Source organism: Blautia aquisgranensis (assembly GCF_040096615.1).
In the GTDB taxonomy this organism is placed as follows: domain Bacteria; phylum Bacillota; class Clostridia; order Lachnospirales; family Lachnospiraceae; genus Blautia_A; species Blautia_A aquisgranensis.
In genome coordinates this window covers 1-24,183 of sequence record NZ_JBBMEJ010000029.1, presented here as the reverse complement: position 1 = coordinate 24,183, position 24,183 = coordinate 1, and the positions used below count along the sequence as shown (strand labels likewise).

Here is a 24,183-nt window from a genome sequence, read left to right as displayed (position 1 = left end):
GGAGAGAAAGATGGTTGTCGTTAGCCATCTTTTTTCTTTTTTCAGATAAATTCAGAGAGGGTATGACTCGTTGTGAGTCATACCCTCTCTGCTCTGGAACTATCTATTTCCCGACAGCCCCTTTTTATAATGATTTATTTTCTATCTAAAATTTTATTAAACCGACTAAAGACTCCATAGTTTGTGTGTTTGACTTACTGTTTATATCTATCTTCTCCTAAATATTTTTCTAGTCATTGCAATATAAAATTGCTTATACAGTCTCTTCCTTAAGAGTCCTGGTATTCTGGATAATATACAGAGCGACCGATATGACCATCATTATAGCGCACAAACCAATCAACAGATCTGATACCATCGGTGTAATGTGGAACCATATAATATGCACCGCTGCAGTTCCATATAATAAAAAGGTTACTATCTTTCCATGCCAGTCTGCACCATGTACTTTTCCTGTCTTTCGTATCACAAGACATCCACTGACTACCATATACAGCTCCTTACCTGCCATTATTACGATTAAAAGAAGCACATGCGGAAAACGAGTAAACAGACAGATTAACATCGCTGCCTGTGTCAGCTTATCAGCCACCGGATCAAGTATTTTTCCTAAATTACTAATCCTATGGAATCTTCTTGCGATATATCCATCAGCAAGATCCGTAAGACCAGACAGCAATAAGATTTCACCAGCTAACAGAGGATTTTTCTTTACACAATAACTCCATATAATTACCGGAATCAGACAAAGCCGAAAAAAAGAAAGAAGATTAGGAACCGTAATAATTCTATTCAAATTTTCTTCCTGATTCACTTCACTCTGCATGTAAGGTCATCTCACTTTCCTTTTTTTTAGACATAAACCAATAAAATATAACACAAAATGCTAAAGCAAACACAACACCAAAAACATTTTGAATCACTCTAAGACTAACCGCTCCTTGTAGTCCATAAGTCTCTGCAGCAATGGCTAAAGCACCAAATGTGTTAAATACTGCCTGCCAGCCATATTGTGCTGAAAATCCTACACCGATTCCACCAAGAATTCCTATATATGCATAGATTGACGAAGGAAGCAGAAAATATAATACTGTAAAACATATAACACCTGCAATATTTCCGACAATCCTTTTACGGACTCTGTAGTGCATATCTTCCATAAACGGCAAAATCGCGGACATGGCCGCAATACCAGCCCACATTGCACGTGGCATATTACAAAGTTCTGCAATGCAAAGGACAATCGGTACGCATAAAATCTGACATATCTGCCATTTTGTTCTGGAAGAAGTGATATCAAATTCTTGTATCAGATCTTTCAGATTTCTTTTATAAGTTCTGTTTTTATGATTTCGATAAAATACGAAGCAGGTAAGTGCTGCACCTAAAGCCATTCCGACTAATCGCATCTGATAGCTTTTTCCCGTAACATCATAACCATATAGCAGCAGATACCCAAGAACCAATGTAGATTGATTAAACATGAATGGATTATGGCATCCGAACAGAATCAACACAGCCAGTGCCGCAATATTTAACAGCATTCCCAATACCGGTGAAAACTGATTTGCTAAATGCGGACATACAGTCATAATTACAAAGAACAAAGCCAAAAGCATCGTAGATTGTCCGGTGTGGATCCCCAGATCCGCATTTCTAAACACCATGAGACATAATAAGACTACTACCCCTACAATGCTGTTCTCATTTCCAAATAGGATGCTGAAAATACTAACAAAGAAAAAACAAAATGCCATTGTAACAGCTATCTTCACCAGATATACCCACATATGATATAATTTTTCTTTTAGTGTTTCACTCTTTTTCAACAGGTTTTTAGAACCTGCCTGATTTAACTGCAACTCCTGATAAAATGTCATATAAATCCTCCCATCTTCTAATTTATCTTAAAACTATATAATCTCATCTTTCTGCTTTGGCAGCTCTATAACAAATCTGCATCCACCATATTCACGGTTTTCTGCTTTGATTGTTCCTCCGGCACTATCTACAATCCGTTTTACAAGTGCAAGACCTAGGCCATTTCCTTCTGCTTTATGAGATCCATCTACCTGATAGAACTTGTCAAATATTCTGGATTTTACATCATCCTCTATTCCTGGTCCTTCATCTTCCAGAATGAACTTAACAGAATCCTGTTCTTGTTTCAGAAACATCGTAATTGTCCCCTTTGAAGGGCTGAACTTAATCGCATTATCCAAAAGATTTATCCAGATATGCATAAAAAGTCCTTCATTCCCAGTATATTTAACTTCCTCCAATTCTACCTGAAAACCAATTTCTTTTTCTGTCCATTTTGTTTCCAATGAAAGAAATGCCTGGCGGATCTGTTCATCCAGACGATATTCTGTTTTTTTCATTGGTATATTCTGATTCTCTAACTTGGATAACAGCAAAATATTACCAACCAATCCGGAAAGTCTTTGGGTGTTAAATAAGATTTTTTCTACATATTCCTCTTGATCCGGAGACAGTTCTTCTCCCTGAAGCAGCATTGTATATCCTTCAATGGCATTAATCGGGGTCTTAAACTCATGAGAAACATTAGATACAAAATCCATCTGCAGCACCTCTGTTGCACGAAGTTCTTTTGTCATAACGTTAAAACTTTGATAAGATTCTCCAACTTCTGCTATACGGCTGTTCGTTTCCAAATGCTGTTCAAAATCTCCCTGAGAAACTTCCTTCATTGCTTTACTAAGTCTGGTAATTGGTTCCAGTAACTTTGCATTAATAAAGGAAGTGATCAGCCCTGCAATCAATGTATTAAAAATCAAAAGCCAGCCAAGCACAGGTATGCTGCCCGGCAGATTAAAAAAATGATTCAAAAAAGCAAATAATAAAGCAGATATGACTGTTGAAAATACAAGTGCCAGCCAGATTGCACCAGTCAGACAGGATCGGATCCGCAATCCTTTTTCTTTCTTTTGTTCCATTATTTTTTCACCACCTTGTATCCAATTCCACGCATTGTTACGATTTCAAAATCCGAGTTATCTTTAAAACGCTCTCTGATTCTTCCTATATGTACCTCTATCGTATGTGGGTCTGCCTCCGTCTCGTATCCCCATACTTCATCCATCAACTGTTGTTTTGTAAATGTTCTGCCTGGCGAAGCTGCAAGCTTATATAAAAGCAGGAATTCTTTTTTAGGCAAAACAAGACTTTCCTTATCAGTTGTAACCGTCATTGCATCATAATCAAACTCTGTTGAACCGATCACAATTTTGTGTTCATTCAGTATCTGTGCACGGCGAAGCAGTGCTCCGACTCTTAAAACCATTTCATTCACATTTACCGGTTTTACCATATAATCGTCACTTCCCGAAAGAAATCCCTGGCGCATATCATCAAAGGAACCTTTCGCAGTGATCATAAGCACTGGTATCTGATATCCTGCTGAACGGAGTTCTGACACCAGTTCATAGCCATCCATAACCGGCATCATAATATCAGAAATGATCAGATCAATATATTCCTTATCCAATACTTCTAATGCCTGTGCTCCATCCGATGCACTTTTGACTTGATATCCATTCTTCTCAAGCACTTTTTGGAATAGCTGGCTTAATTCTTTATCATCTTCTACAATCAATATTTGAAACACGTTTTCCTTCCTCCTTATTAAAACAGATACCTTGCCCATCCAAGCAGATGCTGTACCAAAAATATTTTTCTTTGACGTTTCTTTGTTAATTCGATTGGCTCTACATGATATGGATCATTATAAGTTCCGCCTTCTAATATCTGGCGGGACACTTTTTCATATTCCATCATGCCCTCTTCCAACTGTTTATTAATATCTTTACTGCGAATTACAAGCATCAGTTCCGTATCCAGATATGCACTTCTCATGTCCATATTAAAGGAACCGATTACAGACAGATCATCGTCAATCAGAATACTTTTTCCGTGGTATGAATAACCACCTTCATATTCCCAGATATTAATTCCTGTACTTAAGATTCTATTTCTGTTTTTCGCATAATCGGCAGCCCCAAATGGATTCCCATTATTCGCAACTGAATTTGTCATGATAGAAAAATCTGAAACGTTCTCTGCAATCTCCTCCCATGTATTATACATCATATCATTACAGATAATATATGGCGTGTGGATCTTCACACGATTTTTTGCATTTTTCATCAATTCTCCCAACTGATACCACACTACTGGTTCTTTGGAACCTGTGTGAATAGGATTTGACACTAATGTAATCTTTTCTGTCTCAAAAGTTTCGTCCGTATAATCGGTCTCGCAGATTCTTTCCTTATTCTCTTCAAAATATTTCTGATAGCTGTTCTGCAACTCTAAAACTGCGTTCTTTACAGATTTTCTATTTGCCAGTTTTTTATTGTTATGAAAATAACCACTGTCTTCCTGATTCCATATGGTTTCAAAATACTCTGACAACTGGTTAACTGAATTTTCTTTCTCAGGTTCATCGCAAACCACTAACACGTCTCTGTCATAGTTCTTATGTCCCGGAAAATCACCCAGGAAATAATTGTATGTATTTCTTCCCCCAAGAATATATCTCTTTCCATCTGCAATCAAATATTTATCATGCATTCTACCCATCATTTTCCACGGTTTCAACGGATTGGCCTTATTATACAGTTTAATTTCAACATTCTCATGGGATGATAATCCATAGAAATACGGATTTCCTTCCATATCAATCCAGCTCTCCATTCCATCTACTAACAGACGAATATGTACACCTCTGTCTGCCGCATCATGCAGTGCTCCTAAAATCAATTTTCCACTTTCATCGGATTGAAATGCAAAAGTAGAAAGAATAATTTCCTTTTTTGCATTCTTGATCAGACGCACTCTTTGTAAAAGCGCTTCTGGATTCTTTTCTATGATTACTGCCCGTTCTGTATTTTCACTGCATTCGTTCCATGACCCATTTTTTGTTTCTTTTTTGGTTGTATTGGACACTTCCGGCTGTTTTTTATATGCAACGCAGATTCCGAGCAATTCATAAAAAGCCACACATAAAAAAATTGCCAGTATAACAAGAAGGATTTTACATATTTTATGCTTTTTCATTGTACATCACCTAATTCCTTTTTATTTCATACTTATACAATACAAAGTCAATCTCAATTTAACCTCAACAAAATTTATTTTTCATAAAAAAATATGACCGGCTTCTTTTTAAAGAAACAGTCATATTTTTATTCTAATATATGAAGGAGCTTTTCTTACTCCGTTGTATTAATCACTATCCATGCAAAATCTTCTTTGTACAACAGACTGTTAGATATAGCAAAAACGGCCTTTCAAAAACAGTTAACTTCTAAATCAACTGTTTTTTGAAAGGTCGTTTCATCAGATTCTTATAGCAATCCAGCAAATAATCTCATAAATAATTGTCCCAGTCGCAAATATGCACTTCGTCCGGTTTGATATTGGTCTGTCACATCACGACATTCTCCCATCGTTCTTATCAGATCATTTTTTATTTCCACAACTGCCTGACAATCTGCCATAAAACAGCCGTTTTCAAAATGGTGATATAAACTTCGATAATCCAGATTAATTGTTCCACAAGTTGCCATACAGTCATCTGCCACACTCATTTTTGCATGACAGAAACCAGGAGTCCACTCATAAACACGAACACCATGTTTAACTAATCCATGATAAAAAGAACGAGTTATATTATAAATGAATTTTTTATCAGGGATACCAGGTGTGATAATTCTTACGTCTACCCCTCGCTTAGCAGCCAGACATAACGCATGCGTCATTTCATCTGTTATGATTAGATATGGAGTCATAAACCAACAATATTTTTCAGCTTTATTTATCATACTGATATAAACTTCTTCTCCTACTTGCTCATTATCCATAGGGCTGTCTGCATAAGGTTGAACAAACCCAGTTTGCTGTGCCGCATAATCATAGTGGAAAAGGTATTTACTAAAATCAGAATCATTAGCATCCTTATCACTTACTGCATTCCACATTTCCAAAAATGTCACCGTAAGCGACTGAACAGCATCTCCTTCTAAACGAATACCTGTATCTTTCCACTGTCCATACGGGTGTGTGTAATTAAAATATTCGTTTGCTAGATTATATCCACCTGTAAATCCGACTTTTCCATCAATAACTGTTATTTTTCTATGATCACGATTGTTCAAAAACAGATTTAAACCTGGCATAAACGGATTGAATACACGGCAATGAATTCCTATTGCCTCCATCTTTTTCACAAAATCTGTGTTAATAAAGCCTATAGAACCCATATCATCGTAGAATACTCTAACTTCCACACCTGCTTTTACTCGCTCTTCCAGAACATCTTGAATCTTATGCCATGCTTCAGCGTCTTCTATCGCATGATATTCCATAAAGATAAACTTCTGTGCTTTCTCCAAATCCTTAAGCTGTGCCTCTAATCCTTTCACTGCTTCATCAAAATACACAATATCCGTATTCTGATAGATTGGATACTGCGAATTTCTTTGTATGTAACTTGCTATATTTCCTGCTTTCGGAATTGTTTCTTTTATTTTGCTCAAACACTCCTGACTGTCCGGAAGCATTGGTAACAATTTGCTATCAATTTCTGCATATCGCTCACGCATTTTATGTGTGCCACCATTCAAACCAATCAACAAATACAGGCCTACACCCATAATTGGGAAAATTAGAATTAAGATGACCCAAGGCATTTTCATAGAGGATGTCTTATTTGATGCGTACAATCCCAAAACCAAGATCCCACTCAAAATCCTTGTAAATAAATTTATGATTTCTGCATATTCATTCAAACGTGTTACGATAGTAATAATAAAAATCACTTCCAAAAGAATGCAGATTATGGAAAAACACAGCCGTTTTACCCCATTTTTTGTTTTTGCTTTGCCCTCTAAAGTATCTTGTTTCATATATCCACCTTCCTACTTGCTCAGTTTTCTCCCTAAATTTCGTGGAACATACCAATTTTGTCTTTTATTCTCTGCATTTCATTATCTGCTTCAATGATAGCTCTTGCAGAATGAAGTAATTCTTCACTTATCTCATCATAGCCAGGCATTTCTTCAATTCCTTTTTTATAGCGAAGTTGATGTTCCAATGTTGCCCAGAAATCCATACCATTGGTTCGAATCTGTAATTCTACACGCATAGGTGTTTTACCCTTAGCAAAAAATACTGGTATTTCAACAATCATATGATAGCTTCGATAACCATTCGATTTTGGATTTTTTATATAATCTTTTATTTCAATAACTTTAATATCATCCTGTTGGGTAATCAAATCTGATATCATATAAATATCGTCAATAAACGCACAAACTATTCGAACGCCTGCTACATCATTGAGATATGTCTGTATATTTTCTGTTGTAAATTCATATCCCATCTTCTGCAATTTATCGTAAATACTATTGGGCTTCTTAATTCTTGTTTTTATAAAAGAAATAGGATTTCGATTGTTCTCAACTGAAAATTCATCATCCAAAACCTCAAGTTTAGTTTGTATCTCCCGAATAGCACAACGATACATCATCATTAAATTATAAAATTTTGTAGCATTATTTAAAAACTGTAGTGATTCCGGACTGTTCATCCTGAGTTTTTTTACTTCATCTTTTGTCATGGAACTTTCCTTTCTACCTCATCCCTGATTTCAAAACATTATTTATTTTGATAGTTGATTCGTTCTCCTTGAATTACTGGATAACAAATCATTTTATCACTATCCAGATTTTCTACATGCATATCTACTGCACTGATCTGATGGTTTTCATAAGTATTGTAATAATAAATACCTTTTGTAACATTACAACACGACGTATACAATGTGATTTCATATTTTCCATCCGCTACTTCGCAACATCCTCGTTGCTGATCCACAGATCCGAGAATGTGAAAGAATTGGCTAACGCTTTCTTCCTCTGATTCACCTGAAATTGCATTTACCTTTGTAAAAGCTACACGTACAAAGCGTGAGGAAGATGAGAGATCTCCCGGAAGACCTAATCCTCCCATACCTCTACTATATGCATCAAGAGCCAAATTTTCGCAGAAAGTATTTCTGGGCTGTTTAGGAGATAAATACATATAATTATTTAGTTGAAACATCTGCTGTGGAAATGGCGGATTATTCGTAAGCACTCCTACTGGATTATCATAAATATGCAAACCATCTGACATAGATTCTACCGTAATTGACTCATTCTCATCAGAAATGATCCAGTGTAATTGTGCTAATGGCAATTGCTCGCTGAAAGGAGTATTAACAATATTAATTCGTTCAAGAAGCTCGCGAACTTCAACTAAAGAAGAACACTGACTTAAAATCCACGGAATAAATTCAAACTGTGCAATATTTTCCACATCTGGCTTAATCGCGGCATAAACAGCATTTCCGACAAAATTCAGTCCTGCCATTGCCACTCCTTTTTCATTCATAGCATCATAATACAAAGGATAATCCTCTGCAACATGAGCCATTCCAATAATTGCATAATGATTTTTCATATCGCCAACATGGCGAAAATTAAACGCATAATTACGTGGTGTAATTACTATCTGATCACCATAAGAGAATTCATAATCGAGGGTTCGTCCAAAGTAAAAATCTTTTGTTTTATAAGTCGCTGCTGTACACATGATCGTTTATCCTCCTAAATAGATTGAAATATGTCAATGAGTTTTTTTCTTAAACCATAGTATAGCACAATCTTTTATTTTGTTCCAACTTCATACATGATCATAACATGTAAACTTTAAACTATTTTCCTAGATTATTTCTCCATCAGTTTTTCAAACCAGGTATCCATAGCTAGGATGAATTGACCTACGTCTGGCAATTCTTGCAGCATTTCGTTTAGGGTTTTGTGCTTCACATATTTCTGCACATACACCCAACAGACAACGCTACTGGCTTCTGATACAATGTCAGCTATGGTTTTGCGCATAAGCTCTTCAAATTCAGCAATTTCTTCTTTCGGAACAACATCATATGTGGTGACAGTATGGAGCCTCTCTATCTGGATGGACAGATCATCTGGATTCATAAACAAGAAACTCTTGAAGAAGGAGAAATCGGTGTCTTTTTCCTCGATGGTGATGCTTATGTAAAGAAATATCATCAATCTGATTCCGGTATCCAACTTATTTCTCTAAATAAAAAATATGCTCCTATCCAAGTCACTTCCGGCTCCACCTTAAAAACTTTTGGAAAAGTAGTTGGCTAATTTTAAAAGGCTGATGCATTAACAGTAAACTTGCAGGGCGTCTTTTTTCACCATTTTGCATGGCTTATAGCGTTCACAAAACACATTCACAAGTTTCACAACATTCACAAAATCTTCACAAAAAATTAGCACTCACCTCTTGACAGTGCTAATAATGCGTGTTATATTACAGATAGAACAAAGGAAGAGAGATAAAAGAAAAGGTATTCCAGATGTTCGAAGAACTAGAAATGATAATACAGCAGACTGGATCGTGAAGATCTAGGGAGCTTTTGAAAGGAGATATGACTTATGTTAATGCCTAGTATTTTTGGAGAAAACTTATTTGATGATTTCTTTACACCATTCTATTATGATGACAAAGATGAGAAGAAAGCGGAAAAGAAGCTGTACGGAAGAAGAGCACAGAATCTCCTGAAGACAGATATTAAGGAAAAACCGGAAGGTTATGAACTGATTGTTGATGTTCCTGGCTTCAAGAAAGATGAAGTCAAAGTTGCATTGAAAGATGGTTACTTAACTGTCAGTGCAGCAAAAGGTCTGGATGAAGACGATGAAGATAAGAAGGGACACTACATCAGACGTGAACGTTACGCAGGAGCCTGCGAGCGAAGCTTTTATGTAGGCGAAGAAGTGACTCAGGAAGACATTAAAGGTGAATACAAACATGGTATCCTGAAACTGTTTGTTCCGAAGAAAGAAGCAAAACCAGTTTCCAATGATCCGAAATATATAACCATTGAATGATAATGATAACATCTGATTGATAAAAAGCTCGTGGTGTTGCCCGAAGATTTCGGGCAGTACCCTTTAAATATAATTGTAAGTAACAGTCGAAAGACTTGAATATAGATTTGTTTGTCATGAAAAGGAGAGATGACTTATGTTAATGCCTAGTATTTTTGGAGAAAACTTATTTGATGATGATTGGATGAATTTCCCGTTTAACGATGAGTTTTGGGGCAAGAAGAATCCGCTTTATGGTAAACATGCGCAGAACATGATGAAAACGGATATCCGTGAAACAGACGGTAGCTATGAACTGGATGTCAATCTTCCGGGATTTAAGAAAGACGAGATTCAGGTACAGCTGAAAGATGGTTATCTGGTACTTTCTGCTGCAAAGGGACTGGATAAAGATGAAAAAGATAAAGAAGGTAATTATATCAGGCGTGAACGCTATGCGGGCAGCATGTGCCGAAGCTTTTATGTAGGCGATGCAGTAAGCGAAGAAGACATTCATGCAAAATATGAAGATGGTATTCTGAAACTGTCCGTGCCAAAGAAAGCACCTGAGAAAATAGAAAAAGATGGTTATATTGCCATTGAAGGTTAAGGAAATCTCCTTATAGTCGGGCTGTCGCATCAATGATTAGGAAATCATAGGTGCGGCAGCATCTTTTTGCCGTTTTTAAGGCGAAATATTCTCTCCTTTCATTCTGTTTCTACAAGAAGGCGAACTTTAATAAACCTTTTCTGGAAAAAGGTTCGTTTTCAGGATTTACTTTTGACCTGTCAAAATCAGGCGGTTTGTTTGAGTGGAAATAAATGCCGCCCTGTCCTTCCTGCCTGAATCTTATGATGAAGCTTGTTTATGTTATACACGATCGCCAGCAAGATACTCTGGGCGGTTACATTTGCTTTCCTTCGATATAAATATCGCCTGAATTCCATATACAAAAGTTCTTTTAATTCTATTACTATCTGTTCGTTCTCCATTTTCACCTAATCTCTTTACTCCAGTTTCAGCCTGCTCTTTGTTCTGCGTCTTCTGGGGAAGTACTTTGCCTCCCTTGGCTCCATAGAACAGCTCTGTGAGCACTTCGGCATTTCACAAAACCTGTTTTACAAATGGCTTAAACTGTGGAACTCTCACAAACAGCGCTGGCTTGGTGTTCTGGATGACTCCGAGACTCAGCATAGTTACATTATAACATGTAACGGAGAGAAAGATGGTTGTCGTTAGCCATCTTTTTTTCTTTTTATGATAAAAATTTTGGGAGGGTGTGACTCGACATGAGTCACACCCTCCCTCTCTTAGAACTGTCTATTTCCCGACAGCCCCCTGCTTAAATCATTTTTGTTTAACTACTACTTTTACTTTTTTGCGGATCTTTCCAGATTTCACTGTAATATAGGCTGTTCCCTTTTTCTTTCCGGTGATCACACCCTTGGAATTTACCGTCACGATCTTCTTATTCGAAGAACTGTAGGTAACTTTCTCCTGGGAAGTAATCGGGCTGATGACCGGTTTCAGCGTAAGTTTTTTATTCCTTGCAACGGTCACTCTTGATTTCAGTCCGGTAATCTTTGTTGTTCTTACCGTTGTTTTCTGCACAGTAATGGAAATGACCTGTTTCTTGCCGCTGGCCAGTGTAATGGTCACTTTGATTATTATTTGAATTCCAGCCCTCAGCCTTTTCATTGACAGATGGCTAATTTGGGCTTAACAATTATTGAGCATCCCTTAACTGATCTACAATGCTGCATTTCGCTGCATTATCATACATCATGCAGGGAATCAGCCACCCAAGCAGAAGAAATACCGGAATTGTCAGCAGGACAGGCAGAACGGTGAACCGATACTCAAAGAACCAGAACATACTGCCCAGCATTTTCCCCGCAAGAGGTCCCACCGCCAGTGAAAGCACAAAGGCCACCGATACGGAAGACATTGCGTAAAACAACCCCTCGTAGATCAGCATGGTTTTGAGCTGTCGGGGCGTCATTCCTACAGCCTGAAGCACCGCAAATTCCCGGCGGCGGGAAAGAATACCGGTCATCATGGCGTTGAAGAAATTTAAGAGTCCCACCAGCCCGATGATAGCACAGAGGATACCACCGATCAGAAGGAACATCTGCCGGAACTGAGCAAACTCAGAGCGAACCGTGGCTTTGCTTTCATACATCAAGGGCGAAAACTCACCGGCCGTGAGCTTTGACAGATATTGCTCTGCTTCGGCCTCGTCAGCTTCGTCCGCTGTGTCGAACAGGTAGAGCATCGGAACGACTGCACCACCGCTGTCCCTCTGTGCGGTGTCCACAGGCAAAACTGCGTTATATCCAATACCACCATAACGATAACCCATGGAGTTCGGAAGTTCTACCAAGGCGCAGACCGTGTACTCTACATCTCTGGCCCCATACAATTTTGCCTGAAGGTACTCCTCCGGTGTGTCTTCGTTGCACAGTTCCCCGGTGCGGCTGTCGATATATTTCACATCATCCGCATAGGTAGCCGTGATCGTGTCTCCCACCTTGGGGTAGTATTCAGGATTGGGCAGATTGCCGTAATCATCCAAAGAAACCGCAATGGCAATGGCGTTATTGTCCGGCTCCAGCATAGGAGAAATATCTCCGTCGAACACTTGCAGCTTGTCAAACAGACTGTTATCCAGAGCCTCGATTCTGGTATCTCCCATCACCATATTGCCCCGGTGCTCCATGCGGCTCATATGGCTGTCCAACTGCTCGGCACTTTCGTACCTTGCATAGTCTTGCCGCAGAGCATCCTCCGTCATCCACAGGTATGCGGTTTTTAGCACAGCATATCCCGTGCCGGAAAGACTGGCCTTTGTGTTTGCTGCGATCTCCTCGATCTGTTCTGGCGTGATGAATTCATCTGCCGGGTTGAAACGGAAATAGTCGGGAGTGCTGACGATAAAATCGGCGCAGGTCATGGAGGATACATACTTCTCCATGCTGAAGCCTCCCACAAAGGCACACAGCGCATTGAACAGTGTCACCGACAGTGCCAGAGACACCACCACCAGCACCGTCTTTTTCTTGTTTCGTCCCAGATTGGCAAAGGCCATCTGATGGAGCTTGGCTCCCCGGGTGCTGCGCTGTTTTTTCTTAGTCTGTATCGCATCCGTATATTTGGTAGCCTCTACCGGAGAGACCTTGGCTGCCATTTTTCCGGGCTTGGAACAGGACAAAAGCACCGTCAACAGGGCAAACAGCATGGAACCAAGGAAGATCACAGGCGAAGTGCTGATGGTGGTGATGCCTGTATCCAACTGGGTGGAGCGCAAGACAACAGGTACCAGAACAGCGCCGATGCCGTAGCCCAGCAACAGTCCTGCCGGAATGCCGATCAGACAAAGCAGAAGTGCCTGCTGGCGAATGATACGTTTGAGCTGCCGGGGCGTTGTGCCAATGGTTTTCAGAAGTCCGTAAAACCGGATATCCCCTGCAACAGAGATCTGAAAAATGTTATAGATGATAAGATACCCCGTGAAAATCACCAGCAGCAAAAAAGCTGCTATGGCGATCATCAGCTCTGGATCGAGCTGTGACTCCAGCTGGGATGAGGTATATCCCCAGTTGACGCCGATCCGGACGCTGTTGGGATCGGTATAGCTGTCCCATGTGTAGCCAAGATCGGTATCCACCTGCTCCATCTGCCCTTGAATATTTGTGCCGGAGGCCAGCATGACATTCAAATCGGTGCGGAAAGGCTGTAACCCTGTTTTCACTGCCTGCGCTTCGATGTCATCTGCGTAATCACGGCTGATGTTGATGTAGTGAACAGGCATTAGTTCATCATATTCCCAATAGCCCACCAGCGTAAAGGTATCTGTTACAGTAAAGGCGGTTTGATCCTTGTCCGTGATGGAATAGGAAACCGTGACCTCGGCGCCCAGCTCCGGCGTTACGCCAAGCAGCTGCAACGCTGCCGTATCCATGGCTACTTCTTTGCCGCTTTCGGGCATCCGCCCGGTAGTAGGGGTGGCATAGCTCCATTGGGTGCAGTTGGCATCCATGTAGCTGATCTCTGCAGGCGTTTTGGAAAAGACACCATCCACAGTGATGCCGATCACCTTCCGTGCCCCCGCAGCCTTCACCTTTGGATGAGCAGCGATACGTTCCGCCTGCTCGGGGGAAACATCTTTAAAGGTACCGTGTGCATAGCCACCTACCTGCCGAAACTGGTAGGTTTCATAACTGGCGTTCAACGACAAGACAATGGTGAACATGGACGTAAATAGCATCGTTGTCAGCGCAATGGCAAAAATGGCGATCAGATTGCGGCGGCGGTTCGCATAAAGGGATTTTAAGCTGAGCTTTCGAATACATTTTCTGTTTTTGACATTCATCGTAGCCACCTCCCGTTAGTTCTGGGAGACGATCCGACCATCTTCGATACGGATAATGCGGTCTGCCATCTGCGCAATTTCTTCGTTGTGAGTGATCATTACGATTGTCTGGGCGAACTTTTGACTGGTGACTTTCAAAAGGCTCAATACATCCTGGCTGGTTTTGGAATCCAGATTGCCTGTCGGTTCATCTGCCAGAATGATAGCGGGTGCTGCCGCCAGCGCACGGGCAATGGCTACTCGCTGCTGTTGACCGCCTGAGAGCTGATTGGGCAGGGCATCCAGACGGTCGCTCAGTCCAAGCGTCTGCACGATCTGATGCACAAAAGCCTTGTTTACCTTTCCGCCATCCAGTTCAGTGGGTAGAATGATATTTTCATATACATTCAGCACCGGAACAAGATTGTAGCTCTGAAATACAAAGCCGATTTTTCTGCGGCGGAAGATGGTCAGCGCCTCCTCCTTCAGGGAGAAAATATCCTGTCCATCCACCATGACCGTGCCGCTTGTAGGGCGATCCAGCCCGCCCAGCATATGCAACAGCGTGGATTTTCCGGATCCGGATGTGCCGACAATTGCAACAAACTCTCCCTTCTTCACACTTAAATCAACTCCATCCAACGCATGAACTGCGTTATTACCGGAACCATAAATCTTTTTCAGGTCTTTTGCCTGTAAAACCTCCATAAACAAGTACCTCCATGAAAAAATCTGTATGTATGAAAGGAAACGATCCTTTGATACATACAGATTATCGCATAGGATTCTTTCCACATTCTTTCCGGCGGAAAATGAAATCTAACAGTTTTGATAGAATTGTTGTTATTTCGGCAGAAATATGGAAAACGTACTTCCTTTTCCCGGAACGGAAGCAACCTTGATATAGCCGCCCTCACCGGATATAATCTGTCGGGCAAGGTATAAGCCGATGCCAACCCCTTCTTGTTCCTGAACAGCATTTGAACGATAAAAACGGGAAAATATCTTTGCCTGCTCGTTTTCCGGGATACCTGAACCGGTATCCGATATATCGATCCTTGTAAACATTTCGTAACTTACGGTAGAAATCGTGATTGTTCCATGCTCCGTATATTTGATGGCATTGTCTACAATATTAGCCAGTGCTTCCTCTGTCCATTTGAAGTCAAATGTAGCGGAAATATCTGTATCGTACAGATATATGGATAATCCTTTTCCAGAAGCCTTGGCGGCATATTGTTCTACTACGTTTTCAAGCAGCGGCTGAAGTGATGCTTGCTGAGGGGAAAGTGAAATGATCCCATTTTCCAGTCTGGAAAGTTTTACGAGAGAATCAATCAGAAATCGTAGCTTTTCCGATTGTTTGTACAGTGCCTCCACGTTTTCCTTTGCCGATGCAGGCAGAGTTTCCTCCATCAAAAGCTCGCTGTATAACAGCAGGTTTGCAATCGGCGTTTTCGTCTGGTGGGAAATGTCCGCAATCAAGGATTTGATTTTGTCTTTTTCCTGTGCCATATTTCGAGAAGATGCTTCTGCGGCAGAAAGATAGTGTGCAAACTTTGTTTCCAAAGCAGACAGCTGGCTTTCATCAAAAGTGATTTCAGAAAAAGAACCGGTCATGGCAACGTCCAGCATCCTTTCGATTTCTTCCATCGTTTTTCTGACCTTTCTCCGCTCCCATAATACAACAGCTACCGCCGCCAGAAAACACAGCAGTATGATCACGATGCCGCTTTTATTCATCTTTTGTCACCCAGCTATAACCGATTCCATAAACGGTTTTAATGTATTTCTGTGCCCCAAGCTTATCCCTCAGACGCTTGATCGTAACAGACAAAGCATTTTCATCCACATATTCTGCGCCATCTGTCCAGATCCGGTCTATAAGGTCTCCACGGGTCATGGTTCGACCGCGGTTTTCAACAAGCAGACGCAGTAATTTTTGTTCTGTTTTACTTAATTCTACTTTTGAATCTCCCACATAAAAGGTCATTGCTTCAAAGTCAAAGTGAAATAGATCAATATGGGTCGGTGCATTTTTATGGCTTGACGCTTGCTTTCGCAGTTGGGTATTCACTCTTGCCCGCAAAACCGAAAGAGAAAAGGGCTTGGTAATGTAATCATCAGCGCCCCTCTCCAGTCCGTCCACGATGTCCAGATCGGTATCATTGGCAGTCAGCAGAATAACAGGAATCCCGGGTATGGTTTCCTTGACCTCCCGTAGCAATTCAAGCCCACTGCCATCCGGCAGATTGATATCCAACAGGATCAGGGATACACCGCCGCAAAGCAGCTGCTCCTTCGCCGTTTTCAGGTCTTTGCAGGAAATGATTTTCCGATCATCTACTTTCAGTGCTTTGCATAAACCTTGATTCAAACCAATATCATCTTCAACAATCAATAACTGCTCCATATATCTTACTCCCTCGTTACTCAAAGGTATTCGGCAAAGTTAATAACAAGACACAAAAATAACCGCCCCCGCCTCGCAAACTGAACGGTTATTTTCAATCAATTAAGTATGTGGACTAACCGTCTATCGGCAGCACACTTTTTCTATAATCATATTAGCACGCATATGTGACAATGTCACAATTTTTTTATTCTCAATATTGCAAGACTGCTGGCATTGCTATTTCTTTTCATTCAATAATTCTTTTACTCTTTTAACCGGAAATCTATCTTCAATATCAACTACTTCAAACAGATTTAATGGCAATTCCTTTTCACCAATCAGGGAAAGGTATTCATTAACAGCTCTACGATCAATCATAATCTTTCCATGTCCTGCCCAATGACGATTGCTCTCTTCCTTTTTCAGTCCGGAAATCCAATATTTATCACCATTTTCAATATCTATATAATTTGCATAGTTACCGATATTCTTCTGAAAGGCATGGTCATTAAAATAGATTGTTTTCTTACTTTTTGAAGTTTTGACATATCCAATCCATGCCGGACCATCATCAGAATATCCCGTTTTTAATTCAATGTACATCAAATTGTTAATCATTCTTATTCTCTCCTGATTCCAAATTTTGCAACATCTCAACTAACTGGAAGTTATTACTTTCTGCATAGCGTGTTTCCCAAAATGATAATTACCACGACATCAATCAAAATAATCCCCAATGCAATATATACAAAAAATGCAGGCAAAATATTTTCAAGCAAGCCCATAATTAATGCAAGAATTGCTATAATAGACATTCCAATTCCCATTGTTCTGCATAACTTCTTTTCATCATATTTTTCCTTTTCTTCTTTTGTAGCTGTATTATATCCAGAAATAAACCAGCTCCCGTGTCCAGAAAGTAAAGTTATAGAAAGTACAGCAAATATTGCAAAGACAATCCACACTATCCAATTAGAACCTGTTGCTAAATCTGCTAATTTCATCCATATGCTCCTTAAATTCAAGTTTTTCTAAACTCTTCAATTCCATCTTCTTTCCCTTCAAATAAGAAGTATCCCTCGCCCAATGTGCTCGGTCAATTCCGATTGAGATTTCACCTGTTTTAAGAAATTTAATAACTGTTATATCTTGTTGTTAAATTCTCCGCAAGCCCTTGAAAACACTGAATTTATCACAGGCGAGCTTTCCCTTATTGTTTCCCTTGTGTTATATCGTCCCACCAGTGTTTACGAACTCTGATAAGGGAAAATACAAGGGCAAAAAAATTATATAAAACAGTATAACACAAAATAAAACTGACATGGTGAACTGATTGGAATGCTTCTTAATTTTTACAATTAATGATCGATTGAATCATAAGGAGATGGGATACGATGAGAACAATATTTGCAGAATACAATCCACAGTGCAACAGTATTGATGTTTATACCAGTGCCGGCTATATGCTTCGCATTGACTGCTGGGAAGCTGAAAAGAATTTAAAGACTACACCTGGATCAGACTGTGCATTAAACGCACTCGCCATTGATGCCCCTCTTGAATATGCAAGGTTATATCTTGATGGAAATCTACAGATGTGGGTAGATGCGGAAGACTCATTAGAAATGTTTTGATTTTTAAACAAATACAACAGTTTAAATCACTATTAGCTACAATATTTCCAGAAAATTCATCATAGGTTTGTGTAAACGCAAAGAAACCGCGATCAGGCAGCATCCAATAAATTTCCCAACTCTACGCATAACCGTTTCCTCACTGAACGAAAGTAAGGAATAAGGCAAGTACCACAATTCCCACCATCAGCAACAGCCAAAAAACGCTGATTGCAGTTGATACAATATTGATAATGCTGCGGCTTTTCCTGCTCCGCACACATACCACCGAAAGAATCAGCCCCAGCAGAACAAAAACGATATTGGCTCCGGCCCAAGCGGTTCGGACTCCGTCCGACAACGAAAGGTGCAGGAACGACGGGGCGAGAGCCGCCAACGGCAGGATGCTCATAACGAGCGCAGCGATACTGATTGATTGGTAGTTTTTTCTTTTCCATAGTTTTACCTCATTTCCTTTTTCCCAAATTGGGTGACAGCCAGCGCGAAAAACAGGCCAAACACTACAATCGCGCACGGCAGGAACGGAAATACCGAAAAAGCGGCGTCGGAAGTTTCTGCTGTAAAGTCATGGAGAGAGCAGGAAACGAGATAACCGCTGTAACAGTACGGGTAAGCGATCCACAGCGGCGTATTCGCAACCAATACACCGGGAATCACAAGCAGCAGATTTAATCCCACAGAAAGAAGCGGCTTTTCAAACAACACAGTGATGACCCACATAGCCGCAATGCACGGCAGCATAGTCAGAAACAGCCCCAAGCACCATTTCAGAAGATACAGGATCGGCAGGGTTTCTGTTACTCCCATTGTCTGTGTCGCAATCAGCCCAGCGATTACAAATACGACAAGAAACACCACCATCTCCATAAACAGATAAAAGGTAAGCACACAGAATTTGGCAATGGATAATGCGCAGCGGCTGACCGGTAGCGCCAGCATTTTCAGAATCCCGTTATTTCCTGTTTCTCGTCCTGCGATCATCACGCAAACCACGATCATGCTGAATGGAAGCAGATAGTAGGCGTAAACAAGCGCACTTTGAATAAACATGGCAGGCCACGCATTGGTGTATTCCGGTGTAAAGTAGTTGCTCAAATTCGCAACCCCGGAAACCACCACCAATAAAGGTGCAATGAAAATCAGGGGTACGATTTTGGAGCGTTTTACTTTCATAAACTCGATTTTGAGTAAATCCAAAAAGCTCATTTCTTATTATCCCTCCTTACTCGTAGCGTCTGTACTTCGCCAGCCACAAGCCCACAGCAAGGAACAACAGTGTTTCCACCAAAGCGACAAGGGCAACCGTCGAATCAGGCTGGGCGCTCATGGCTACTGCTGGTTTCAGAATAATCACAAAAGGATGCACCAGCAAAAGCGTCAGCCCCGAATTTGCAAGGGCCATACCACTCAGAAAACCGGCAACACCAATTCCAAGCGGCACCCACATATTTTCAAAGCGCGAGGAAATCAACAGCATAAACGACAGTACCGGCATGGATGTGAGAAAAGAGTATCCGGCAAAGCGTACCAGCGTACCCATCTCAAATGCTCCGTCCAGCAAGTCCGTCATTCCAATCTGTGCAAGTGCCAGGTTTTGCAGCACGATTGCAACCAAAAACATGACCGTCAGAATCAGAAATTTGCACAGATACATGGCCGGGACGCTGACGGGAAGCATATACATCTTCTTTACGGCACTTCCCTTAAATTCCATATTGTAGATCATGCAGGTAGCAACCACGATACCGAACAGATTCAGCACCATAATCATGCCGTAGAGCTGGGTCAACAAAACATCCATCGGGGCCAGCGGCAAATTCAGAAGTGTGTCTTTCCGCACAATGAAATTGACAAATGCGTAGGCGGCTCCCAAGACACCAACGGCCAGCAGCACGGGAATCACGCCGGTTCGCTTTCCTTTCCGAAGTTCGATTGCCAGCGTTTTCATAATTTTGCCCTCTGCTTTCTGTCCATGTTATCTTTCTCAACCATAGAAAGAAACACATCTTCCAGATTGTCCGCAGCGAAGCCGGATTGCAGGGCGTATTGACGCAGATCATTCATGCTTCCCTCAAACAGCAGCCGCCCGTGGTTGAGAATCCCAATGTCATCTGCAATCAATTCGATTTCAGACAGCATATGGGACGAGATCAGCACCGTGCAGTCGTAAAGGCTGGGCAAGGATTTTACCAGATTGCGGATTTCGTGGATACCAGACGGGTCAAGACCGTTTGTGGGTTCGTCCAGAATCAGAATCGGCGGACGCCCCAAGAGCGCCCCGGCAAGGCCCAAGCGTTGCTTCATTCCCAGCGAATACTGTTTTGCCAGCCGGTCGCCAAACTCGGTCAGCCCTACCAGTTCCAGAGCATCTTCCACATCAGCTTTCGGCAGTCCCAAAATGCGGCGGATAATGTCAAGATTTTCCCGCCCGGTGAGATTCGCGTAGAAAGACGGCGCTTCGATGAAAGAGCCGATCTCTTTGAGAATGGCAATCCGATCCTGCGGAAACTGTTTCCCATCAATGGTAAAGCTGCCTTTTGTGGGAGCGGTCAATCCCAACAGCATTTTCATGGTAGTGGATTTGCCTGCCCCGTTCGGGCCAAGAAAACCATAAATGCTGCCCTTGCGAATATGAAGCGAAACATGATTGACCGAAGTGAAGTTCTTATATTTCTTGGTCAAATGTTCCGTTGTAATGATATAGTCCATAGAAACATCTCCTTTCGATGCTTCTATGGTACAACTTCAACCTGACATCTACATTCTCCCGTCCTTACTTTTACCTTACTTTTTGAGGATGCCCTCCGCAGACTTGAAATCCTATGTTATAATACTTTCGGGAGGTGACGCTATGGACAACTCTTTTCTGCATCGGAAGAAGCTCTTGCTTGTAGACGATGAGCCAGATTTGCTGAAAATGGTATCCGATATTTTAAGCGATGCTGGTTTTGAAACGGTACTTACTGCCGCAACGGTAAAAGAGGCTATAATAACGGCAGAAAAAGAAAAACCCGACTTGATGGTTTTGGATGTCATGCTGCCAGATGGGGACGGCTTTTCCCTGATGAAGCAGCTCCGCACTTTTACAAATGTGCCAATCATCTTTCTGACCGCAAAAGACGAAGCAGCAGACAAGTTGGCCGGTCTTGGCCTTGGAGCAGACGATTATATTTCAAAGCCGTTTATGCCGCAGGAGCTATTACTGCGTGTCTATGCGGTTTTGCGCCGAACTTATAAAGAGGACAGCCCGCAGGTTTTCCTGGATGGATGTACGATTGATTTTAGCCGGGCAGAGGTCAACAAGGGCGGCGAGATTATCCCCCTGACCGCAAAAGAGCATACCCTGCTGGAAACGCTGGCCCGCAACGAGGGAAAGATCGTTACGGTTGACGCTCTTTGTGAAGCATTATGGGGCGACAATCCTTTCGGCTATGAAAATAGCCTGAATGCCCATGTACGGCGGATTCGGGAAAAAATTGAAGCCGATCCCTCAAAGCCCGTTTCCCTGATTACGATCAAGGGGCTGGGTTATAAACTGATTACAAGGAAGTGACGCCATGAAATCTTTTGGAACCTATATTTCAAAGCACTTGGCGTCTTTCGCTGCATTTCTTTTGATCCTGGTAATTGTCAATGTCGTTCTGTATGGCGTGACTTTCTATCACACAGTTTCAGAGGATTACGGAGAAGCGTCCCCGCGCGCCATGCTTGAGCTGACCTCTACTGCGGCTACCACAGAAGGTTTGCCCGATTACGCAGAGCAGAAATTGCGCCAGTACAATATCTGGGCCATGTATCTAACGTCAACGGGCGAATGCTTCTGGCGGCTCGATGTGCCACAAGAAGTGCCGCAACATTACAGCATTCAAGAGGTAGCTTTATTTTCCAAAGGCTATCTGGAGGATTATCCTGTTTTTGTCTGGAGTACAGAGGATGGATTGTTAGTTTTAGGGTATCCAAAGAATAGCTATATGAAGCTCACCAGCAACTACTATTCCATGGAGACTATTCAGAAAATTCCCCTCTATGTGATAGGAATGTTGGGCATGGATGTGCTGTGCCTGTTTTTGGCCTACTATTTTTCAAAACGCAGGATCATCCAGAACACGGAACCGATTGTAGATGCCATTGAAACATTGGCCGATGGCAAACCCGTTTCTCTCCATATTGATAGAGAGTTATCCGAAATTGCGAACAGCGTAAATAAAGCCTCTCTGATATTAAGCAGGCAAAACGAAGCCAGAGCCAACTGGATCAGCGGGGTTTCTCATGACATCCGAACTCCGCTTTCTATGATTATGGGCTATGCAGACCGGATCGCCGCAGACAAAACAGCCAGTGAGGGGGTAAAAGAGCAGGCTGCGATCGTGCAAAAGCAAAGCGCCAAAATCAAAGAACTCGTGCAGGATTTGAATTTAGTATCGCAGTTGGAATATGAGATGCAGCCGCTTCATAAAGAGATGGTTCGCTTATCCAAACTACTGCGATCCTATGTAGCAGACCTGTTGAATACAGGAATTTCCGATAGCTACAACATCGGAATTAAGATCACTCCTGACGCCGAAAATGCTGTGTTGGAATGTGATGCCAGATTGATTTCGCGAGCTGTAAACAACCTTGTCCAGAACAGCATGAAACACAACCCACAGGGCTGTGAAGTCTGCATTTCTCTTACAGCATCGCAAAACCATCTTATCTTGGCGGTTACGGATAACGGAATGGGTCTGTCTGCTGAAAAGCTGCAAGAGCTGGAAGAAAAACCGCATTATATGGAAAGCACAGATGAGCGGCTTGATTTAAGACATGGGCTTGGATTTCTGATTGTCCAACAAGTCGCCATAGCTCATAACGGCAATTTCAAACTTACTAATGTTTTCCCGAAAGGGTGTGAAGCTGCTTTAATATTCCCGTATATTGGATAAACAGGCAAGTACAAATCTATAAGAAAACGCCAGATGCAGAGGTGATACGCCCCTGGATCTGGCGTTTTCTTAATAAGCGCACTTCAAATCGGTATAACCTTCTTATTAACACTGACAAAAAACAGGCGCATCAAATGAAACTTTATCAAAAATATTTTCCGAGCTGTTTTAAGCCACGCCGGATACTGTCTCGGACACGGCTTGGGTCTACACCTTCTACTTCGGCAATTTCGTTTACCGCCATTCCCAGATAGTATCGGGCATAAATTCGCTTTGCCTGTTTCTCCGGCAGCTTCATCACAGCGGCATAGACCTGCTCCTGAAACTGTTTTTCCTCCAGAAGCATCTCCGGTGTTTGCGGCTTCAATAGCACCGCATTTTCAATGCCATTCTCGCAATCCAGAGAATACTGTGCTTTATAACGATACATCTTTCGCTCATACGCAGCCTCCGCACGTTCAGCTGCCCGAATAGTCTCCATTACTTCCTCTGTCACATCTATAAAAAAGTCTGTTACATAAACATCAGGATAAAGTTCCCGAAGGTTAATTTTCTTCATTATGTACCTCCATTTCGATTTTCGGGTGATTGACGGGTGAATCGAATGGAGGCGGAGACCGACACCGGCAGACAACCGGATCATTTCCGAAAAAATGGCAACAAAAAACGCCAGATTTCCGTGAGGGAAAACTGGCGCGCCAAGAACAGCCATTATTATACTGAATTACATGGAACGATAATGCCGATGCAATGTTATACTTGCCCGGAGGAGGAGCAATGCTTTTTTTAACTGATGTAGATCATGTGAGCTTTGAAAAAGCAAACGAGACACGGCAAAATAACCTCCAATCGGCTACCGTGTCCCTGCAAGTCGTCATTGGTTTGTGTAGACGCAAAGAAACGGCGGCT

General features: G+C 41.6%; 26 protein-coding genes and 1 pseudogene. 6 read left to right on the top strand and 21 right to left on the bottom strand.

Annotation, left to right across the window (positions count from 1 at the left end; all coding sequences use genetic code 11):
• Positions 1-253: 253 nt before the first annotated feature.
• The 9 genes and pseudogenes from WMO28_RS15865 to WMO28_RS15825 form a co-directional block, all read right to left on the bottom strand.
• Entirely contained in the window at positions 254-826 is a 573-nt protein-coding gene (locus WMO28_RS15865; RefSeq protein WP_055057096.1) for a CDP-alcohol phosphatidyltransferase family protein, read from the bottom strand.
• Positions 816-1,880 (bottom strand): FUSC family protein, encoded by a 1,065-nt coding sequence (locus WMO28_RS15860; protein ID WP_195968337.1) that lies wholly within the window; start codon positions 1,878-1,880, stop codon positions 816-818. Before WMO28_RS15860 ends, WMO28_RS15865 begins: the two co-directional genes overlap by 11 nt.
• 33 nt (positions 1,881-1,913) lie before the next feature.
• On the bottom strand, positions 1,914-2,957 hold the full coding sequence (locus WMO28_RS15855; RefSeq protein ID WP_005347239.1) for a HAMP domain-containing sensor histidine kinase: 1,044 nt from the start codon (positions 2,955-2,957) through the stop codon (positions 1,914-1,916).
• The gene (locus WMO28_RS15850) at positions 2,957-3,667 is read right to left on the bottom strand and encodes a response regulator transcription factor (protein WP_118254533.1); all 711 of its coding nucleotides are present in this window, start codon (positions 3,665-3,667) and stop codon (positions 2,957-2,959) included. Before WMO28_RS15850 ends, WMO28_RS15855 begins: the two co-directional genes overlap by 1 nt.
• Positions 3,646-5,079, bottom strand: coding sequence for a phospholipase D family protein (locus WMO28_RS15845; protein WP_055053946.1), 1,434 nt, complete (start codon positions 5,077-5,079; stop codon positions 3,646-3,648). Before WMO28_RS15845 ends, WMO28_RS15850 begins: the two co-directional genes overlap by 22 nt.
• Positions 5,080-5,369: 290 nt before the next feature.
• Positions 5,370-6,929 carry a cardiolipin synthase gene (cls, locus tag WMO28_RS15840; RefSeq protein WP_055166960.1) on the bottom strand — a complete coding sequence of 520 codons (1,560 nt, stop codon included), beginning with the start codon at positions 6,927-6,929 and terminating at the stop codon, positions 5,370-5,372.
• Positions 6,930-6,961: 32 nt separating this feature from the next.
• Complete coding sequence (locus tag WMO28_RS15835; RefSeq protein ID WP_005347231.1) at positions 6,962-7,642, bottom strand: GTP pyrophosphokinase; 681 nt, start codon at positions 7,640-7,642, stop codon at positions 6,962-6,964.
• A 38-nt stretch (positions 7,643-7,680) separates the two neighbouring features.
• The gene (gene bsh / locus WMO28_RS15830; RefSeq protein ID WP_005347230.1) at positions 7,681-8,658 is read right to left on the bottom strand and encodes a choloylglycine hydrolase; all 978 of its coding nucleotides are present in this window, start codon (positions 8,656-8,658) and stop codon (positions 7,681-7,683) included.
• Between the two features lie 134 nt (positions 8,659-8,792).
• A pseudogene (locus WMO28_RS15825) lies at positions 8,793-9,017 on the bottom strand (hypothetical protein); the annotation flags it as partial.
• 6 nt (positions 9,018-9,023) lie between these two features.
• Here WMO28_RS15825 and WMO28_RS17125 point away from each other — a divergent pair.
• From WMO28_RS17125 to WMO28_RS15815, 3 genes are all read left to right on the top strand, one after another.
• Positions 9,024-9,245 carry a S24 family peptidase gene (locus tag WMO28_RS17125; protein ID WP_081019717.1) on the top strand — a complete coding sequence of 74 codons (222 nt, stop codon included), beginning with the start codon at positions 9,024-9,026 and terminating at the stop codon, positions 9,243-9,245.
• Between the two features lie 291 nt (positions 9,246-9,536).
• The gene (locus WMO28_RS15820; protein ID WP_118254521.1) at positions 9,537-9,992 is read left to right on the top strand and encodes an Hsp20/alpha crystallin family protein; all 456 of its coding nucleotides are present in this window, start codon (positions 9,537-9,539) and stop codon (positions 9,990-9,992) included.
• 136 nt (positions 9,993-10,128) lie between these two features.
• Entirely contained in the window at positions 10,129-10,581 is a 453-nt protein-coding gene (locus WMO28_RS15815) for an Hsp20 family protein (protein WP_178643764.1), read from the top strand.
• Between the two features lie 738 nt (positions 10,582-11,319).
• Here WMO28_RS15815 and WMO28_RS15810 read toward each other — a convergent pair.
• The 7 genes from WMO28_RS15810 to WMO28_RS15780 form a co-directional block, all read right to left on the bottom strand.
• The gene (locus WMO28_RS15810; protein ID WP_178643767.1) at positions 11,320-11,631 is read right to left on the bottom strand and encodes an Ig-like domain-containing protein; all 312 of its coding nucleotides are present in this window, start codon (positions 11,629-11,631) and stop codon (positions 11,320-11,322) included.
• Positions 11,632-11,698: 67 nt separating this feature from the next.
• The gene (locus tag WMO28_RS15805; protein ID WP_349057609.1) at positions 11,699-14,344 is read right to left on the bottom strand and encodes an ABC transporter permease; all 2,646 of its coding nucleotides are present in this window, start codon (positions 14,342-14,344) and stop codon (positions 11,699-11,701) included.
• Positions 14,345-14,359: 15 nt separating this feature from the next.
• A complete protein-coding gene (locus WMO28_RS15800) occupies positions 14,360-15,031 on the bottom strand; it encodes an ABC transporter ATP-binding protein (protein WP_349057608.1) in 672 nt (223 codons plus the stop codon).
• Positions 15,032-15,166: 135 nt separating this feature from the next.
• Positions 15,167-16,066: a sensor histidine kinase gene (locus WMO28_RS15795; RefSeq protein ID WP_349057607.1), complete on the bottom strand. Its 900-nt coding sequence runs from the start codon at positions 16,064-16,066 to the stop codon at positions 15,167-15,169.
• Complete coding sequence (locus WMO28_RS15790; RefSeq protein WP_349057606.1) at positions 16,059-16,736, bottom strand: response regulator transcription factor; 678 nt, start codon at positions 16,734-16,736, stop codon at positions 16,059-16,061. The genes WMO28_RS15795 and WMO28_RS15790 overlap by 8 nt, the downstream gene beginning before the upstream one ends.
• A gap of 219 nt (positions 16,737-16,955) precedes the next feature.
• Positions 16,956-17,336 carry a mannose-1-phosphate guanylyltransferase gene (locus tag WMO28_RS15785; RefSeq protein ID WP_118511413.1) on the bottom strand — a complete coding sequence of 127 codons (381 nt, stop codon included), beginning with the start codon at positions 17,334-17,336 and terminating at the stop codon, positions 16,956-16,958.
• A gap of 53 nt (positions 17,337-17,389) precedes the next feature.
• A complete protein-coding gene (locus WMO28_RS15780) occupies positions 17,390-17,722 on the bottom strand; it encodes a DUF3784 domain-containing protein (RefSeq protein ID WP_349057605.1) in 333 nt (110 codons plus the stop codon).
• Positions 17,723-18,112: 390 nt separating this feature from the next.
• Between WMO28_RS15780 and WMO28_RS15775 the strand changes: the two genes are divergently transcribed.
• Positions 18,113-18,352: a DUF6061 family protein gene (locus tag WMO28_RS15775; protein WP_349057604.1), complete on the top strand. Its 240-nt coding sequence runs from the start codon at positions 18,113-18,115 to the stop codon at positions 18,350-18,352.
• 92 nt (positions 18,353-18,444) lie between these two features.
• On the opposite strand, the gene WMO28_RS15770 is transcribed toward WMO28_RS15775, so the two are convergent.
• Genes WMO28_RS15770 through WMO28_RS15755 form a run of 4 tightly spaced genes read right to left on the bottom strand, consistent with a single transcriptional unit; the run spans position 18,445 to position 21,061 of the window.
• Positions 18,445-18,789, bottom strand: a complete 345-nt coding sequence (locus tag WMO28_RS15770) for a hypothetical protein (protein WP_349057603.1) — start codon at positions 18,787-18,789, stop codon at positions 18,445-18,447.
• Positions 18,790-18,793: 4 nt separating this feature from the next.
• Complete coding sequence (locus WMO28_RS15765; protein WP_227219495.1) at positions 18,794-19,558, bottom strand: ABC transporter permease; 765 nt, start codon at positions 19,556-19,558, stop codon at positions 18,794-18,796.
• Positions 19,559-19,574: 16 nt separating this feature from the next.
• On the bottom strand, positions 19,575-20,300 hold the full coding sequence (locus WMO28_RS15760; protein ID WP_349057602.1) for an ABC transporter permease: 726 nt from the start codon (positions 20,298-20,300) through the stop codon (positions 19,575-19,577).
• Positions 20,297-21,061 (bottom strand): ABC transporter ATP-binding protein, encoded by a 765-nt coding sequence (locus WMO28_RS15755; RefSeq protein ID WP_119243647.1) that lies wholly within the window; start codon positions 21,059-21,061, stop codon positions 20,297-20,299. The genes WMO28_RS15760 and WMO28_RS15755 overlap by 4 nt, the downstream gene beginning before the upstream one ends.
• A gap of 142 nt (positions 21,062-21,203) precedes the next feature.
• Between WMO28_RS15755 and WMO28_RS15750 the strand changes: the two genes are divergently transcribed.
• Positions 21,204-21,905 (top strand): response regulator transcription factor, encoded by a 702-nt coding sequence (locus WMO28_RS15750; RefSeq protein WP_349057601.1) that lies wholly within the window; start codon positions 21,204-21,206, stop codon positions 21,903-21,905.
• Between the two features lie 4 nt (positions 21,906-21,909).
• Entirely contained in the window at positions 21,910-23,274 is a 1,365-nt protein-coding gene (locus tag WMO28_RS15745) for a sensor histidine kinase (RefSeq protein WP_349057600.1), read from the top strand.
• Between the two features lie 145 nt (positions 23,275-23,419).
• Here WMO28_RS15745 and WMO28_RS15740 read toward each other — a convergent pair whose 3' ends face one another.
• Positions 23,420-23,833, bottom strand: a complete 414-nt coding sequence (locus WMO28_RS15740) for a sigma factor-like helix-turn-helix DNA-binding protein (protein WP_349057599.1) — start codon at positions 23,831-23,833, stop codon at positions 23,420-23,422.
• Between the last annotated feature and the right edge of the window lie 350 nt (positions 23,834-24,183).

Bases quoted from the DNA above. Each gene is read 5' to 3' on its own strand.
- WMO28_RS15865 (WP_055057096.1), bottom strand. From the start codon at position 826: ATGCAGAGTGAAGTGAATCAGGAAGAAAATTTGAATAGAATTATTACG.
- WMO28_RS15860 (WP_195968337.1), bottom strand. From the start codon at position 1,880: ATGACATTTTATCAGGAGTTGCAGTTAAATCAGGCAGGTTCTAAAAAC.
- WMO28_RS15855 (WP_005347239.1), bottom strand. From the start codon at position 2,957: ATGGAACAAAAGAAAGAAAAAGGATTGCGGATCCGATCCTGTCTGACT.
- WMO28_RS15850 (WP_118254533.1), bottom strand. From the start codon at position 3,667: ATGGGCAAGGTATCTGTTTTAATAAGGAGGAAGGAAAACGTGTTTCAA.
- WMO28_RS15845 (WP_055053946.1), bottom strand. From the start codon at position 5,079: ATGAAAAAGCATAAAATATGTAAAATCCTTCTTGTTATACTGGCAATT.
- cls (WP_055166960.1), bottom strand. From the start codon at position 6,929: ATGAAACAAGATACTTTAGAGGGCAAAGCAAAAACAAAAAATGGGGTA.
- WMO28_RS15835 (WP_005347231.1), bottom strand. From the start codon at position 7,642: ATGACAAAAGATGAAGTAAAAAAACTCAGGATGAACAGTCCGGAATCA.
- bsh (WP_005347230.1), bottom strand. From the start codon at position 8,658: ATGTGTACAGCAGCGACTTATAAAACAAAAGATTTTTACTTTGGACGA.
- WMO28_RS17125 (WP_081019717.1), top strand. From the start codon at position 9,024: ATGGAGCCTCTCTATCTGGATGGACAGATCATCTGGATTCATAAACAA.
- WMO28_RS15820 (WP_118254521.1), top strand. From the start codon at position 9,537: ATGTTAATGCCTAGTATTTTTGGAGAAAACTTATTTGATGATTTCTTT.
- WMO28_RS15815 (WP_178643764.1), top strand. From the start codon at position 10,129: ATGTTAATGCCTAGTATTTTTGGAGAAAACTTATTTGATGATGATTGG.
- WMO28_RS15805 (WP_349057609.1), bottom strand. From the start codon at position 14,344: ATGAATGTCAAAAACAGAAAATGTATTCGAAAGCTCAGCTTAAAATCC.
- WMO28_RS15800 (WP_349057608.1), bottom strand. From the start codon at position 15,031: ATGGAGGTTTTACAGGCAAAAGACCTGAAAAAGATTTATGGTTCCGGT.
- WMO28_RS15795 (WP_349057607.1), bottom strand. From the start codon at position 16,066: ATGAATAAAAGCGGCATCGTGATCATACTGCTGTGTTTTCTGGCGGCG.
- WMO28_RS15790 (WP_349057606.1), bottom strand. From the start codon at position 16,736: ATGGAGCAGTTATTGATTGTTGAAGATGATATTGGTTTGAATCAAGGT.
- WMO28_RS15785 (WP_118511413.1), bottom strand. From the start codon at position 17,336: ATGATTAACAATTTGATGTACATTGAATTAAAAACGGGATATTCTGAT.
- WMO28_RS15780 (WP_349057605.1), bottom strand. From the start codon at position 17,722: ATGAAATTAGCAGATTTAGCAACAGGTTCTAATTGGATAGTGTGGATT.
- WMO28_RS15775 (WP_349057604.1), top strand. From the start codon at position 18,113: ATGAGAACAATATTTGCAGAATACAATCCACAGTGCAACAGTATTGAT.
- WMO28_RS15770 (WP_349057603.1), bottom strand. From the start codon at position 18,789: ATGGAAAAGAAAAAACTACCAATCAATCAGTATCGCTGCGCTCGTTAT.
- WMO28_RS15765 (WP_227219495.1), bottom strand. From the start codon at position 19,558: ATGAGCTTTTTGGATTTACTCAAAATCGAGTTTATGAAAGTAAAACGC.
- WMO28_RS15760 (WP_349057602.1), bottom strand. From the start codon at position 20,300: ATGAAAACGCTGGCAATCGAACTTCGGAAAGGAAAGCGAACCGGCGTG.
- WMO28_RS15755 (WP_119243647.1), bottom strand. From the start codon at position 21,061: ATGGACTATATCATTACAACGGAACATTTGACCAAGAAATATAAGAAC.
- WMO28_RS15750 (WP_349057601.1), top strand. From the start codon at position 21,204: ATGGACAACTCTTTTCTGCATCGGAAGAAGCTCTTGCTTGTAGACGAT.
- WMO28_RS15745 (WP_349057600.1), top strand. From the start codon at position 21,910: ATGAAATCTTTTGGAACCTATATTTCAAAGCACTTGGCGTCTTTCGCT.
- WMO28_RS15740 (WP_349057599.1), bottom strand. From the start codon at position 23,833: ATGAAGAAAATTAACCTTCGGGAACTTTATCCTGATGTTTATGTAACA.